General features: G+C 59.5%; 12 protein-coding genes. 1 reads left to right on the top strand and 11 read right to left on the bottom strand.

Annotated features, from left to right (window positions below; all coding sequences use genetic code 11):
- Window positions 1-86: 86 nt before the first annotated feature.
- The 11 genes from metH to ACP90_RS11300 form a co-directional block, all read right to left on the bottom strand.
- Entirely contained in the window at window positions 87-3,815 is a 3,729-nt protein-coding gene (gene metH / locus ACP90_RS11350; RefSeq protein WP_062488399.1) for a methionine synthase, read from the bottom strand.
- A 77-nt stretch (window positions 3,816-3,892) separates the two neighbouring features.
- Window positions 3,893-4,177, bottom strand: a complete 285-nt coding sequence (locus tag ACP90_RS11345) for a hypothetical protein (protein ID WP_077292563.1) — start codon at window positions 4,175-4,177, stop codon at window positions 3,893-3,895.
- Between the two features lie 184 nt (window positions 4,178-4,361).
- Complete coding sequence (metF, locus tag ACP90_RS11340; RefSeq protein ID WP_023000909.1) at window positions 4,362-5,276, bottom strand: methylenetetrahydrofolate reductase [NAD(P)H]; 915 nt, start codon at window positions 5,274-5,276, stop codon at window positions 4,362-4,364.
- Between the two features lies 1 nt (window position 5,277).
- Window positions 5,278-6,288 carry a metalloregulator ArsR/SmtB family transcription factor gene (locus ACP90_RS11335; protein ID WP_031269253.1) on the bottom strand — a complete coding sequence of 337 codons (1,011 nt, stop codon included), beginning with the start codon at window positions 6,286-6,288 and terminating at the stop codon, window positions 5,278-5,280.
- A gap of 312 nt (window positions 6,289-6,600) precedes the next feature.
- Window positions 6,601-7,356 carry an amino acid ABC transporter ATP-binding protein gene (locus tag ACP90_RS11330; RefSeq protein ID WP_062488398.1) on the bottom strand — a complete coding sequence of 252 codons (756 nt, stop codon included), beginning with the start codon at window positions 7,354-7,356 and terminating at the stop codon, window positions 6,601-6,603.
- Entirely contained in the window at window positions 7,353-8,033 is a 681-nt protein-coding gene (locus ACP90_RS11325) for an amino acid ABC transporter permease (protein ID WP_031269252.1), read from the bottom strand. The genes ACP90_RS11330 and ACP90_RS11325 overlap by 4 nt, the downstream gene beginning before the upstream one ends.
- Window positions 8,034-8,132: 99 nt before the next feature.
- Entirely contained in the window at window positions 8,133-8,906 is a 774-nt protein-coding gene (locus ACP90_RS11320; protein WP_062488397.1) for an amino acid ABC transporter substrate-binding protein, read from the bottom strand.
- Window positions 8,907-9,372: 466 nt separating this feature from the next.
- Window positions 9,373-10,248, bottom strand: coding sequence for a hypothetical protein (locus tag ACP90_RS11315; protein WP_062488396.1), 876 nt, complete (start codon window positions 10,246-10,248; stop codon window positions 9,373-9,375).
- Window positions 10,249-10,429: 181 nt separating this feature from the next.
- A complete protein-coding gene (locus tag ACP90_RS11310) occupies window positions 10,430-10,996 on the bottom strand; it encodes a hypothetical protein (RefSeq protein WP_055655034.1) in 567 nt (188 codons plus the stop codon).
- Between the two features lie 96 nt (window positions 10,997-11,092).
- Window positions 11,093-13,510, bottom strand: a complete 2,418-nt coding sequence (locus ACP90_RS11305; protein WP_062488395.1) for a mechanosensitive ion channel domain-containing protein — start codon at window positions 13,508-13,510, stop codon at window positions 11,093-11,095.
- A gap of 162 nt (window positions 13,511-13,672) precedes the next feature.
- Complete coding sequence (locus tag ACP90_RS11300; RefSeq protein ID WP_023000900.1) at window positions 13,673-14,758, bottom strand: DUF2336 domain-containing protein; 1,086 nt, start codon at window positions 14,756-14,758, stop codon at window positions 13,673-13,675.
- 450 nt (window positions 14,759-15,208) lie between these two features.
- On the opposite strand from ACP90_RS11300, the gene ACP90_RS11295 reads away from it, so the two are divergent.
- Window positions 15,209-15,439, top strand: a complete 231-nt coding sequence (locus ACP90_RS11295) for a hypothetical protein (RefSeq protein ID WP_062488394.1) — start codon at window positions 15,209-15,211, stop codon at window positions 15,437-15,439.
- Window positions 15,440-15,482: the final 43 nt, after the last annotated feature.

Here is a 15,482-nt window from a genome sequence, read left to right as displayed (position 1 = left end):
TTTAATTCATTGGAGAAAATAAATGGCCTCCCGCGTGCGACACGCGAGAGGCCATCTGTTTCCAGTCGGTTCTGGTGATGCGGCCCCTACTCGGCAGCGACCATCCGGGCCGGATCGTAGTTGAGAATCGGAGCCAGCCAGCGTTCCGCGTAGGCCAGATCCCAACCTTTGCGTGCGGCGTAATCCTCCACCTGGTCCTTCTCGATCTTGCCGACACCGAAATAATGGCTGTCGGCATGACCGAAATAGAGCCCGGAAACGGAAGACCCCGGCAACATGGCCCTGCTCTCTGTCAGCTGAATGCCTGTCAGGCGTTCCGCATCGAGCAGCCGGAACAGGGTATCCTTTTCCGTATGGTCCGGCTGGGCCGGGTAGCCCGGTGCCGGACGAATGCCCTGATATTTTTCCGAGATGATATCGTCGATGGACAAGTCTTCGGCGGCGGCGTAGCCCCAAATGTCCTTGCGTACGATCTGGTGCAGCTTCTCGGCAAAGGCTTCCGCCAGCCGGTCTGCCAGGGCCTGGGAGAGGATCTTGTTGTAGTCGTCCGACTCCCTGGTGTAACGCGCCGCCAGCTCGTCCTCGCCATGACCCGAAGTAACGGCAAATCCGCCAATCCAGTCGGCAATGCCGCTGGCCTCGGGCGCAACGAAATCGCTGAGGGCGATATTGGCGCGGCCACCTGCAGTCCGGCTCATCTGCTGGCGCAGCGTGTGGAAGGTCGCCAGCGTTTCGCTCCGGCTTTCATCGGTGAAGACACGCACATCGTCACCAACCGCATTGGCCGGCCACAGGCTTGCAACACCACGTGCCGTCAGCAGCTTCTTTTCAACGATTTCATCGAGCATCCGCCGGGCATCGTCGAAAAGCGCCTTGGCCGCCGGGCCGTAGCGATTGTCGGTCAGTACCGCCGGATAACGGCCCTTGATCTCCCAGGTGGAGAAGAACGGCGTCCAGTCGATGAACGGCACGAGTTCCTCCAGCGGGAAATCGTCATAGACAGTGGTGCCTGGCTTCTTCGGCGCAACCGGCTGTTTGCCCTTAAAGTCGGCCTTGAAGGCATTGTCCCGCGCGGCTTTCAGCGACGTGCGCTGCTGAGAGCCCCTGCCGGCTGCATGCTTTTCGGCAATATCGGCATATTCGGCGCGCACATCGGCATAGTAAGGCGCGCGGCCACCTTCGCTCATCAGCTTGGAGGCAACACCGACAGCCCGGCCCGCATCGGTGACATAGATTGCCTGGCCGCGGGCATAGTTCGGGTGGATCTTCACCGCTGTATGGATCTTGGACGTGGTCGCCCCGCCGATCAGCAGCGGCACATCAAGCCCTTCACGTTCCAGCTCGGCGGCAACGTGGCACATTTCGTCCAGCGACGGTGTGATCAGGCCGGACAGCCCGATCATGTCGACCTTTTCCTGACGCGCGGTATCGAGGATCTTCGCTGCCGGCACCATGACGCCGAGATCGATCACCTCGAAGTTGTTGCACTGGAGCACGACGCCGACAATGTTCTTGCCGATGTCATGCACATCGCCCTTGACCGTCGCCATCAGGATCTTGCCGGCGGAAGAATGACCCGTCTGGCCAAGCTCTTCCTTTTCCTTTTCCATGAACGGCATCAGATAGGCGACCGCCTTCTTCATGACGCGGGCGGATTTGACCACCTGCGGCAGGAACATCTGCCCGGAGCCGAAGAGATCGCCGACGACGTTCATGCCGTCCATCAGCGGGCCTTCGATCACGTGCAGCGGCCGGTCGAAGGCCTGGCGGGCTTCTTCGGTATCTTCTTCCACGTAATCGGCAATGCCGTGAACGAGCGCGTGTTCCAGGCGCTTGGCAACACCCCAGGTGCGCCAGGTGAGATCGGCTTCCCGTTTCTTGCCGCCCTCGCCTTTCCAGCGCTCGGCCGCTTCCAGCATCCGGTCGGTGCTGTCCTTGCGCCGGTTGAGAACGACGTCCTCACACAGCTCGCGCAGCTCGGTTTCCAGATCGTTGTAGACCGCAAGCTGGCCGGCGTTGACGATGCCCATGTCCATGCCGCGCTTGATGGCGTGGTAGAGGAAGACAGAGTGCATTGCCTCGCGCACGGCTTCATTGCCGCGGAATGAGAACGACAGGTTCGACACGCCGCCCGACACATGGGCGTGCGGCAGGTTCTCGCGAATCCAGCCGGTCGCCTCGATGAAATCGACGCCGTAGTTGTTGTGTTCCTCAATGCCAGTTGCAACCGCAAAGATGTTCGGGTCGAAGATGATGTCTTCCGGCGGGAAGCCGACCTTCTCGGTCAGGATCTTGTAGGAGCGCGCACAGATCTCGGTCTTGCGCTCGAAAGTGTCCGCCTGCCCCTTCTCGTCGAAAGCCATGACGACGACGGCAGCACCATAGCGGCGTACTTTCTTCGCCTGCTCGATAAAGGCTTCTTCACCTTCCTTCATCGAGATGGAGTTCACGACACCCTTGCCCTGAATGCATTTGAGACCCGCTTCGATCACGGTCCACTTGGAACTGTCGATCATGATCGGAACCTTGGCGATATCCGGCTCGGCGGCGACCAGGTTCAGGAACGTGACCATGGCTTCCTCGGAATCGAGCAGGCCTTCGTCCATGTTGATGTCGATGATCTGCGCGCCGTTTTCCACCTGTTGGCGGGCAACGTCGAGCGCGGTCGCGTAATCACCTTCCTTGATCAGCTTGCGGAACCTGGCCGAACCAGTGACGTTGGTCCTTTCGCCGACGTTGACGAAGTTGGTCTCTTTCGTCACCACGAAGGGCTCCAGGCCAGACAGGCGCATGTGAACGTCGATTTCCGGAATCTCGCGCGGCTTCTTGTCCGCAACGGCTTCGGCAATCGCCCTGATGTGCGCAGGCGTGGTGCCGCAGCAGCCACCGACAACGTTGACCAGACCGGCCGAGGCGAACTCCTCGATCAGGCCGGCCATATGTTCCGGGCTCTCGTCATATTCGCCAAACTCGTTCGGCAGCCCGGCGTTCGGATAGGCGCAGACAAGCGTGTCGGCAACACGGCCGAGTTCGTCCACATGGGCGCGCATTTCCTTGGCGCCAAGTGCGCAGTTCAGGCCGATGGTCAGCGGGCTCGTGTGGCGGACGGAGTTCCAGAAGGCTTCCGGCGTCTGACCGGAAAGCGTCCGGCCCGAAAGGTCGGTGATCGTGCCGGAGATCATCACCGGCAGGATCTTGCCGGTTTCCTCGAAGACCTCATCAACGGCAAACAGGGCCGCCTTGGCATTCAGCGTATCGAAGATGGTTTCGACCAGGATGATATCGGCACCGCCGGCAATCAGCCCGCGTGTGGCTTCAGCATAGGCAATGCGAAGATCATCAAAGGAAACAGCACGGTAGCCCGGATTGTTCACATCCGGCGAGATCGATGCCGTCCGGTTGGTCGGGCCGAGGGCACCGGCCACGAAGCGCGGCCGTGAAGGATCCTGCGCCATGACCTTGTCGCAGGCTTCGCGCGCGAGTTTCGCGCTTTCAAAGTTCAGCTCATAGGCTAGCTCTTCCATGCCGTAATCGGCCTGGGCAATCGTCGTGGAGGAAAAGGTATTGGTCTCGACGATGTCGGCACCGGCTTCCAGGTAATCGACATGGATCTTCCGGATCGCGTCCGGCTGGGTCAGGCTCAGCAGATCGTTGTTGCCCTTGATGTCGCTCGGCCAGTCCTTGAAGCGGTCACCGCGGTAGGCCGCTTCATCCAGTTTCAGAAGCTGGATTTCCGTGCCCATGGCACCGTCAAGGACGAGAATACGGGTCTTGGCGAGGTCACGGAGGCGCTCGAAGGCGTCTGACTTGATCACGGGGTTTCCTTCCGGAAATTTCTGTTGGTTTGGCCGGCGGAAGCCGGCGTGATTTAACTGTGCAACCGGACAGCGTGTCAGCTGTCCCGGTCGGTATCGTTGTAAGAGGCGTCCCAGAACTTGGTGCGGCTGTGAACGTCGTCTTCGGTCGGGTGCCAGTCTTCGCCGCGTGCCTCATAAACGGCCAGGAGCCCGAGAATTTCGAGGGCCGAATGCCCGCGGAACTCGTGGTCCTTGTCGGTGGCGACGATCAGACGATTGTTGTCCGCGCCCATGTCGACGACATGAAGCTCGAAGCCCTTCTCGCGCAACACCGCATAGGCGGTCGATTCAATGGCATCGGCAGTGCTTAACTTGATCATCTCGCTCCGCTTCCCGCTTGGTTTCCGGCCGTTCCTGTCCTGAATGACAGCAGCGTGTCCCGGCTGCGCCGATACCCCCAACCCTGCCCCACCCAGATAAGGGTAGGAGGCCAAGAGGGGGCATCCGCTCTAAATCCAAAACAACTGGCGCGTTTCTGCGCCCGGCCCGGCCGCCTCGCCTCCCTCAGGCCGCCAGGGTTTCCTTGGTTTCCGGCTGCCCCATGCCAAGCATGTGGCAGATGGCAAAGGTCAGGTCGGCCCGGTTCATGGTGTAGAAATGGAAGTCGTTGATGCCGCGGTCGACCAGGTCCATCACCTGTTCGCAGGCAACCGAAACGCCAACCAGCTTCCGGGTTTCCGGATCGTTGGTCAGGCCGGCAAAACGCCGAGCCAGCCACTGCGGAATGGAGGTGCCGCACTTGGCGGAGAACACCATCGTCTGTTCGAAATTGTGGATCGGCAGAATGCCCGGGATCACCGGAATATTGATGCCGGCGGCCGCAATCCGGTCGAGGTAATCATCGAACAGGTCATTGTCGAAGAAGTACTGGGTAATGATCCGGTCCGCACCGGCGTCGACCTTGCGCTTCAGATTGTCGATCTCTTTCTGCCAATTGCCGCTTTCCGGATGCCTTTCCGGATAGCCGGAGACGGAAATATCGAAATTGGCGATCTTCTTGACGCCTTCAACCAGGTCGGTCGCATAGGCATAGCCCTCCGGATGCGGCACGTAACGCGAGCCGATGCCGTCGAGCGGGTCACCGCGCAGCGCCACCAGATGACGCACGCCCAGATCCCAGTAGTCCTTGACGATCGCATCGATTTCGCTGCGCGCCGCACCGACACAGGTCAGGTGTGCCGCCGGTGCAAGGTCGGTTTCCTTCAGGATCCGCTCGACAGTGCGGTGCGTGCGCTCGCGGGTGGAACCGCCTGCACCATAGGTCACGGAAACAAAGGACGGGCTGAGCGGCGCCAGCCGCTGAACCGTCTGCCACAGCGTCTCCGCCATCTTGTCGGACTTCGGCGGGAAAAATTCGAACGAAGCCGTGATTGGCGAAGGTGCGGCCTGGTGAGACCGGCGGTTGGAACAGGTTGTCATGTTAGGCGACCTCTCGGGACGTGTCTCGGGCAGGCAGGTCGGTGACAATTCGGCGGTCACGCGCAAGCCAAAGGGTTACGGTAAGGTTGGTGTCGTTGCCGTCTCCCGGAACAAGATCGGTGACCTGTTCCAGGTCCAGTTCGAGCGCTTCAAGCCAGCGCTCCATCTGGTCATGGGCAAAGCCCAGGCGACGATGCGCGTGTTTTTCGCGCAGGAACTCCAGCTGATGCGGAGCAAAATCGATGATCAACAGGCGGCCGCCGGGACGCAGCGCGCGAGCAGCTTCGTTGAGCGCCCTTGCCGGTTCCTCAAGGAAGTGCAGCACCTGGTGGATCGCCACGACATCGAAGGACCGTGGCGGCACATTCAGTGCGTAAACATCGCCATGGCGCACCTGGGCGTTTGAAAGCCCGGCCTTGGCGAGGTTCGCGCGGGCAACGGCAAGCATGTCATGCGAGGCATCGACACCAAGTGCCGTCGCATACTGGTCTGCAAACACTTCCAGCAACCGGCCGGTGCCGGTGCCAAGGTCGAGGAACGACTGGAACGGCTTGTCGCCCAGTGCCTTGCGCATCGCCTTCTCGACATCGTCTTCGGAAACATGCAGCGAACGCTCCCGGTCCCAGGTAAGCGCGCGGGCTGCAAAATATGCAGCCGCCTCGTCCGCCTTGGCCTTGCGGATCGCCCGAAACCGTTCCTGGTCGGCCGCCAGCACCGGGTCTTCCAGGGAAATACGGGCAACAAGATCGCGTGCAAGCTGGCCTTCAGGACCATCCGCCAACCGGTAGTAGACCCAGGCCCCTTCCGGGAACCGCTGAATGAGATCCGCTTCTGCAAGCAGCTTCAGATGACGGGAGATGCGCGGCTGGCTCTGTCCGAGGATCGCCGTGGCATCCTTCACCGTCAGCTCGCTTTCCGCCAGAAGCGCAATCAGCCTCAGGCGCGTCGCCTCGCCGACAGCCCTCAGGGCGGCCAGGGTATCGTCAACGGACAGGGTTTGTTCTTCGGTCATGCGCTTCGCCATCAATGTCGATATAAAGATATCTTTATATGAAATCGAAGCGCCATGCAAGAGATCAAAACAAATACGACACTGATTGGTCTGTATTCGTCGAAATTACGCCCGCAGGAGAAAAACGAGAGCCGACCTGCGCACCACCTCGCATCCGCTGAGCGGGGCCATAAGTACAAATGGAACGAGCCACTTCAGGTCAGGTGAGCTGCCTTACGCGGTCTTGAGCTCGGGCAAGGGCAATAGCCCAGCCCTCGCGTGACACGCCGAATTGCACCACCTCCCGCATCTGAGCAATGCGGCAGCGCTGACCTAGAGCGTCTGTGCGGCGTTGATGGAGGAGACAAACCGGCGGGTGCGCTCGCGCTCTGGATGACGGAAGATCGCGTCCGCATCTCCGGTTTCCACCACCTGCCCGGCCTCCAGAAAGACGACATGATTTGCGATCTGCGATGCCAGTCGCAGGTCGTGTGTCGCCATCACCATGGTGGTCCCTTCCCGGGCAAGCTGACCGAGTACGTCGACCACCTCACCGGCCAGTTCCGGATCGAGCGCGGAAGTCGGCTCGTCGCATAAAAGCACCTTGGGCGAAGGTGCAAGAGCACGGGCAATCGCAACACGCTGCTGCTGACCGCCGGAAAGATTGGCCGGCCAGGCGTCGGTCTTGTGCGACATGCCGACCTTTTCGAGCAGATCCAATGCCCGCTGCCGAGCCTTTTCACGGGGCCATTTCTGAACCACCAGCAGGCCTTCCATCACATTCTCGATCACTGTCCTGTGCGGAAAGAGCTGAAAGTTCTGGAACACCATGCCCGTCTCGCAGCGGATCTTCTGAACCGATGCCTGCTGCACCGCCGCACCTGGCTTGAAGGTGATCCTGTGATCGCCGACCTGAACGCTGCCGGAGGTCGGGATCTCCAGAAGATTGATACAGCGCAGCAGCGTGCTCTTGCCGCCACCTGAAGGGCCAACAAGCGCCGTAACGCTGCCCTCGGGAAAACGCAGCGAAATATCATCCAGGATGAGCGCTTCGCCGAACTTCTTCTCGATATTGGAAAGCTCGATCATCTTGAGGTCTCCAGCATGCCGCCATATCGTGCAAACCGGACTTCCAGCCGCTCCTGCAGCCAGGCAAGCACGGAACTCATGGCAAGGTAGATCAGGGCTGCCTCGATGTAGAGGATCAGTGGCTCATATGTGGTGGCAACGATGCGCTGCGCCGACTGGAACAACTCCGGCACCGTGATGGCAGCGGCCAGAGACGTATCCTTGACCAGCGAAATGAAAGTATTCGACAGCGGCGGCACCGCCACGCGTCCGGCTTGCGGCAGGATCGTGCGCATCATCGCCTGGCGCCATGTCATCCCGGTGGAAAACGCGGCTTCCCACTGTCCCTTCGGCACGGAGGAAATGGCAGCCCGGATGATCTCCGACGAATAGGCACCGACATTGAGCGTAAAGCCGATCAGGGCGGCTGGAAACGCATCCAGCAAGATACCGATACTGGGCAGGCCGTAAAAGATCACGAAGAGCTGTACCAGCAGCGGCGTTCCCCGGAAGACCCAGACATAAAAGCGCGCGACCAGCACCAGCGGCAGCGGCGCGAACAGGCGTGTGACAGCCGTGGTCAGACCAAGACTGAGCCCCAGTGCGAAGGACAACAGCGTGAGCGGAATGGTGAATTTGACCCCAGCCCACAGAAGTGTCGGCAGGGAATCGATCATCAACTGAAGCCAGTGAGGCACGATAAAGCTCCAAAAAAACGCGCCCGGCGCGAACGCCCGGCGCTTTTCGTTTAGGTGAGAAGGGCCGGTCTAGATCTGCGTTGACCGGCCTTCATCATGTCAGTTGGACACGTCCTGACCAAAGTACTTGTCGGAAATCGCCTGGTAGGTACCATCCGCCTTGATGTCGGCCAGCGCCGAATTCAGGGCTGCAACCAGTTCCGGATCACCCTTGCGCACCAGAATGCCGGAATAGTCGGCATTTGCTTTCTCGGCGACAACCTTCACCGGCGCATCCGGTTTCTGCTTCTTGAAGTCCAGATAGGACAGGCTGTCGTTGATGGTCGCATCGGCGCGGCGTGTCAGCACCAGCTGGATGGACTGGTCGAACCCGTCGGTGCCGACCAGTTCCGCTCCGGCTTCTTCCGCCAGCTTGCCGAAATTGCTGGTCAAGGACTGAGCCGCCTTTTTGCCGGCGAGGTCTTCGAAGCCATTGATGTCGTCATTGCTGTCGCGAACGATCAGCACTGCCTTGGAGGCGATATAGGGGTCGGAGAAATCGTATTTCTGCTTGCGGGCGTCGGTGATGCCAACCTGATTGATGACCACGTCGTAGCGCTTGACGTCCAGGCCGGCGATCAGTCCGTCCCATTTGCCTTCGATGAACTCGGCCTTGACGCCAAGTTTTTCGGCAACGGCCTCGCCGATTTCGACATCGAAACCGACCAGCTTGCCTTCCCCGTCGTGGAAGGTGAAAGGCGCGTAGGTGCCTTCGGTGCCGATCTTCAGGACACCTGCCGATTTGATCGCATCGAGGTTGTCACCCGCCTGCGAGGGAGAAAGGGTAAGTACCTGCAGCACTGCGGCCGCGGCAATCGCTTTGAACCAGCTCATATCAATTCCTTTCCGGCATGATGAGTGAGTGGCCTTAGTGCCGGAATGTGGAAGCGATTGCAGGAGAAGAAAGAGCAAAAATGCAGAAAGAGGGAGAATATTTTGCTCTCATATCGCGGATCGGCAGCACACGACACAACACCGGTCGCAGGCTCGACCACCCTCTCTGGAAGTATCCTCGCGGCAACTGTCCGCCACTGAAACTCTTCCCGTGGCCGCTCCTACAGATGCCGTCAGTCGCTAAAGCGGCGGAAGGTTCATGGATACGTTCTCCAGGTCAGGCCCCAAATCGGCTTCATGTGAATATTTCCCACAAGAAGACGACGCCATCTCCTTGGGCGAGGAAGCCTCCAGCCCGCATCGTGTAGAAGCTCGATCGGAATAGTCACATGGTTGCGATCTTCGAGCGTGCCCTCCCGAACGGATCAGGTATCCGATTACCAAAGACCGAATTCGGCGGAACTCTTCAGCTTTCGGCAGGCACAGCACCTTGATCCAGCATGTGATCGAAGCGCCCCTCACGCACACAGCCCGGCAGACCTTCGCGCGGGATGATCTCGGTGCCGACAAGCTCTTTCGCGTAGAGCCTTTCGATATCGCTGGTATCGACCGTCTGCCCATGGACGACAGATGCCAGTTTGGTCCGGAAGGCTTCCACGCCGCCCATGGAGGAAAAATGCCAGCCTGCATCGGGCAGGATTTTCACCGGGCGGCTGATGCCCGACAGGTTGTTGTTGCGGATCCTGAGAAGCGGCTGGGTGACGAAACCCGGCACGTAGGGCTTTTTCGTCATCCGGGCCTTTGTCCGGCGCAGTTGCTGCGGCGTGGTCAGGTACTTCTTTTCAATCATCCGCGACCCCAGCAGCCAGGTCTTGCCGGGAACGATCCGGTCGAGATGGTGTTTGTGCAGGCTCTGTTCGAACACCAGCAGCCGCCCCTTGTAGAGCTGCTCGTCCAGCACCTTCTTCAGAACTTCCGCCCGCACGATCTCGTCGACATCCGACAGAAGGATGACGTCGTCCGGCGCACAGGCTTCCAGCCCCCGTGCAATGCAATTGCGCTGATAGTTCTCGCGCTCCCAGTCCGCTTTCCGGCGATTCTTGTAGACGCCGAGCGCCGGTGGCAATTCATCGGGAAACTCGACCTGAAGATCGATGATCTTGTCGGCCCAGGGCGCAAACCGTTCGCGATTTTCCGCAAAGTAGAACGGCTTGGGACCACCGCGTTGCGTCTGGTTCGCTTCCACCAGGACAAACTTGTCGACATGGTTCTCCATCTCCCGAAGACGGATTTCCAGAAGGTCGAATTCGTTATGGAAGACAAAACAGTCGTAGAGCTTCATGCCTGGGCCCGGTTTCCTCGATCAGCGAAGGGTGGCGCATCCCGGCTGCCGGATGGCAGCTCAAGTCATGGCAAGCCTCTTCCTGGTGCCTGCCGGGACCGATATCGGATTTCAGTCAAGAGGTCCACGGACCTGGCGCACAAAAGCGAATAGACCGCCCCTCACCCTGTTGCCGATGCACCTACTTGATCGAAAAGGGCATCCGGACTTTCGCGGAATTGCCGCTGAATTCATCGTTGACGGTGAGTTCCAGTACATAGTCGCCCGCCGGAGCCCCGCTGACATTCAGGGTCAGGTTGGCCATGTATTCGGTATTGGGCACGTGGCTCTTGAAGTCGAACCGGCCGAAGCCCTTTTGCCCTGCCAGCACCTTGCCATCGGGCGACGCGAGGTCGAAGTCGACGGTCAGAAGGGATGTGAACAGGCCATCCTGCTGTTTCCAGTCGAAGCCAACCGGCTCCAGATAGATGCGCAACGGCTCGTCCGCTCCGAAAGCTGCATCCCCCCTGGGTTTATAGATGCCGAAGCCGTCGGCAGGGGCCATCACGAACAAGGCGGTTGGAATGGAAATGGTGGCTTTCGACCAAACGTCGAAAAGAGCCTCGCGCATCAAAGAGATGGCTTCCCCGCCCTTGCCAGCATCAAGCGCGGCCTCCGCTTCAGCCGCCTTGTCCTGCAAAGGTCCCGCAATGGCCTGGCATGACAGGGCAACCGCAAGCGCAGTTCCCAGAAACATTGGTTTCAGCATAGTCTCCCCCTTCACATTTGCGATCCGAGAAGTGAAGCACACCATTATGGCGGTCTCGCCGCAAGTCCAGGATCCGGCGCTGCGACACAGCGGGTGCTAGAGCTGGTCCTCGGCGCTGCCGCCGGTCTCGTCACCAATTCCCTCACCCAGCATTCCAGCCGCGGCAGCACCAGCCGCAGCAGCTTCCCTGGCGCCGGGTGTCACGACCTCCTCATCGCCGTCAGACCCGGCAACACGCACGGTCACCTGGCGATGTGCGAACCTGATGCCGTTCTTTTCGAAGAGGTCGCGAAGCCCCGCATAAACAACCTTGCGAAGCTCGAACTGCTTGCCAGGCTTGGTGGTGAACTTGACACGCGCGATCATGGCACTGTCTTCCATCGACATGATGCCCTGAGATTTCAGCGGCGCCAGGAACATGGGCCCGAAATACTCGTCCTCCAGCAGTTCCTTGCCGAAGTTCTTGATGATCTTGCGCATCTTTTCCACGTCGGTGTCGTAGGTAACGCGGAACGCAAGTTTCATCACCGCCCAGTCTCGCGAGAAATTCTCCACTTTCTGAATTTCGCCAAAGGGAACCGTCGTAAGCGCACCGCGGTGGTGCCGCAACTGCATCGACCGGATCGAAATCTTTTCGACAACGCCCTTGGCGCTGCCGATATCGATGTATTCCCCTTTCCGGAAGGCATCGTCGATCAGATAGAAAGCTCCGGAGAAGATATCCCGGATGAGGGTTTGAGCCCCGAATCCAACTGCCAGACCGACGACACCGGCACCGGCGAACAATGGCGCGATATTTACGCCCAGTTGCGACAGGATCACCATTGTGGCGATCACCACGATCGTGATGAGCAGGAAATTGCGGAAGATCGGCAGCAAGGTGGAAATCCGGCTCTCACCGGTTCCGCCGACTTCCGCCTCTTCGTCTTTCTCGGCAGGCGCTTCCTTGGCAATTTCCCGGTCAATGACGATTTTCACGGCCTCATAGGCCATGTAGCCAAGGAACATGACCAGAAGCACCTCGACGAAGGAACCGATCAGCGAGCCGCTACCGGCAAGCGGCAGTCCCCATTTGGAAGCCAGCATGTCCAGCGAGGTGAACACGACCAGAATAGTGGCGCCCCGGTCGAACAGGTCCCGGAAGGGTGAGCGCCGCGCTTCCCGCTCGGCAGCTTCCGCGCGCGCCTGGGCCAAAGTGCTGGCAACATCCTCTTCGCCGCCCTCGCCTGCTTCGGCACGTTTGATATCCTCGGCAATCTTCTCCTGTGCGGCGGCCGTGTCCAGCCGCGGCAACAGAACCCGGTCGATGAGCAGGATCAGCAGCCCATAGGCAACCGCAGCCATCAGCAGCACTTCCAGCGGCGCACCGACCAGACCGATCGCGTCCGGCAAGTCGAGCAGGATACGCACTGCCGAAATCCCCCAGGCGAGGAAGAAATAGGCAACGGCAACAAAGTGCCAGCCGCTGGCCAGAACTCTTCGCCAGATCGGCGCTTCAGCCCCCTTCTTTCCCCGGATCAGCCGCGCAATCACCCTGCGATAGACAATCGCGATGCCGGACAGGATGACCATCGACAGCGCGGAGGCTGCAATCAATGCCAGCTTGTGAATGTCAGGCGACAGACCCAGTCGCTCCATCCAGAGGCAGAAGGCAACCGCCGCAAGGGAAATGGCGGAGCCGACAAGCAGCGTCCTGTAGAGCCTGGTCGCTTCCTGATTGGAAAGCGCCAGCAACCGGTGGCTCTCCGCGTCGGGTGCCAGCACATTCAGCCAGACAACACGGAGCGCCAGAAAAACCGCCATGGTGCCGACAACCACAAGTGCGGTCTTGTTGGATGCATCAATGCCCGTTCCGACCAGAAGAAATACCCCGGCCGCTACGGCAAAGAAGAGCCCGACACCGACGAACATCAGGATCGCCCGGGCATAAAGATAGATAATCTTGTCAGCCCGTGTCGTCGCGTCCGGCTGGTACCAGGACGCGAATTGCCGCCGGCCCCAACGGTTCACCAGGGAAGAGGCCACAAGGCCGAGAACAACGGCTATCAGAATGTCCACCAGCGTCGACGACATCCAGTTGAGACCCCGTTCGCCCCCCTGGGCGCGCAGGGTCTCCACCATCACATCCTGGATCTCGGGAATTTTCTGCACGATGGATTTGAGGACATCCCGGGCCTCGACGGCATCTTCGGTGAACTCGTCCACGGTCTGAAGAAGGTTTGCGCCTTCGCCGGCGCCGTCGGCCGGCGCCACTACAGAGCCAGCCGCTTCCGGCTGCGCGTTTCCATCTGTCGTCGTTTCAGCGGCCGGAGCCCCGGTACCGGTGTCGGTCTTGGTAGAGCCCTTTCCGGAAAACAGCCCGGGTATTCCCTGTGCCTGCGCCCCTGAGGGCAAACCACCCAGACACAGAAAGAGTGCAAGCAGACCTGACAGAAGAAGGAATGCCTTGCCTGGCCTCTTGCGGCCGCCATCGGCAAGACAGGATCGGCGATTGGTTGGATGTGAAAAGCGCATGTCAGCCCCAGGACGAGTCGCGAAAAGGATCCCCGTCTTTCTTGGCACGGATCTGTGCCATTTGAAAGAAAGCTGGCTTTTCGCAAGGCGCTGAAAAAGAAGAGGCCCGATCCTTTCGAACCGGGCCTTACATGCAGGCAGGAGGCGCCTTGCTTAATTGTGTCAGTGCAGAACGGTGTTGTTCCAATGAGCCATCTTGCGTTTGGCTTCGGCGATCGTCATGCGCTCGAACATGGCCATGGCATCGCTGCGCACATCCGGTGTCAGGCGGTGGCGCCAGGGGCCGATGGCCAGCAGGGAACCCACGGTGATGGAGGAGAACCCGGAAGCCTTGGCAAGGATGACGAACGGCTCCGGATCGGGGCGCACCATCCAGTGGCTGACTTCCTCGACACCGCATCTCACCAGCCAGGCAAAGGTGGCGACCGCTTCCGCGAACCGGTCTTCCGAGGCGAACCGGCGCAGGGCCGCCTCATTGACCATCCCGCGTTTGGCCAGCAGCAGTACCCGGCTGCGCGCTGTTTCGAAGTCGTAACGGCCCAGCCAGTACTGGTTGGACATGCGCTGTGCGGCGATATCGGCCGCTTCCTCTACCCGCTCGGCTTCGTGACCACGGCCGGTTGCATGCAGCTTCCGCCGGACTTCCTCGCTGGCAACCGAGATCAGGCTGGCGATATGCGCTTCGGCAAGATCCGCACGCTCGCTCAAGGAAAGCTGCAGCGTCGCATCGGAGGCAGCATCGCTGATAAGGGCCATGATCGATGCATCCGACAGGCAAGCACCGTCGTTGCTGGCCACCTTGCGCTTGACCTTCAGATCACCGCGACGCACCAGCACATCGGTCAGCTCTTCAGACAGAACTTCGCGCTGTGCGATGGCGAACCGGTGCGCATTGCCGCGTTTTTCGGCGATCTTGATCAGATCGGCCTCCCGCAGCACGGTGGAGCGCAGCAGGATCGGCTCAGCTACCTCGATCTCGTCATCGGCCAGACGGCGGATGGTTTCTTCCGGACCGCGTCTCAGGCTGGACATCTGGTCAGCGACATAACGGCGAACTTCGTCTTCCACCATGTCGACAAGCCGCAAGAGAACGGAGTCATAAATATCCACCTGCTCGTCGGAGCACCGATCGGAGGTCAGGGCAAACAGGGTTGCGACATGCCGGGCCAGTTCGGCCCTCCGGGCGCTGCCAGCTTCACCGGTCAGCTCCGAGAAGTTCACCAGTTCTGTTTTCAACGCTTCAGTCATGTTCCATTACCAATTTTCACAAGTGTGCCGGTTTGGCGTTGGTACAGAAAATGACGATGAGTTTTAAAGAAGGTCGAAACGCGCTTTTCCAGAATGTAATTGTCTTTTTTTAAAACTTGAGAACAATTCTAACTATATCGCATGTATTCATTACATGTCATTGAAATGTAACAATTTTGACCGCGTCGTTCCCCGCTCGAAGTCACTTTTTTATCCCGTTGAAATCCGAATATTTTTTCCGAAAAAAGATTTTCAAGGGCCGTTTCAATAGCCTCCGAAGGTCAGAAATTGCGACTGGTTTAAATACATTCGCTGCGCCGCAAGGTCCCTGGACAGAGGCGTGCCCGTCAGCAGCGCACGAGATAAAGAAATATTTCCCTTTTCTTATTGACCCTTCACCAGGCGCAATCTAAATAAAGAAAGCAATATATTTCTTTATTTGAGCCAGCCATGTCCTCCGTGGTCCGTTTTCCCCGTGTCGCCGCCATACCGCCCTCCCGCACCCGCGGTCTCTATCAACTGGCGGCCCTCCTGCGACGGAAACTCGGCAAGGCCCTTTCCCGCCGATCCAGCCATCAATCCATTCCGGACGATCTTCTTTTCGATGTCCTCAGCGACAACGATTTGAGAGCCCGCGAAGAAAACCGGCGGCGGCCGATCATTAGCGGCCCCTGGCGCTAGCTCGTCCATGGACTTGCCTTCTGCTTCAGGATTGCAGCGCCCT

This window comes from Labrenzia sp. CP4 (genome assembly GCF_001579905.1).
In the GTDB taxonomy this organism is placed as follows: Bacteria; Pseudomonadota; Alphaproteobacteria; order Rhizobiales; family Stappiaceae; genus Roseibium; species Roseibium algicola.
The sequence above is the reverse complement of the archived record's forward strand: the minus strand, read 5'-3'. Positions and strand labels throughout refer to the sequence as shown.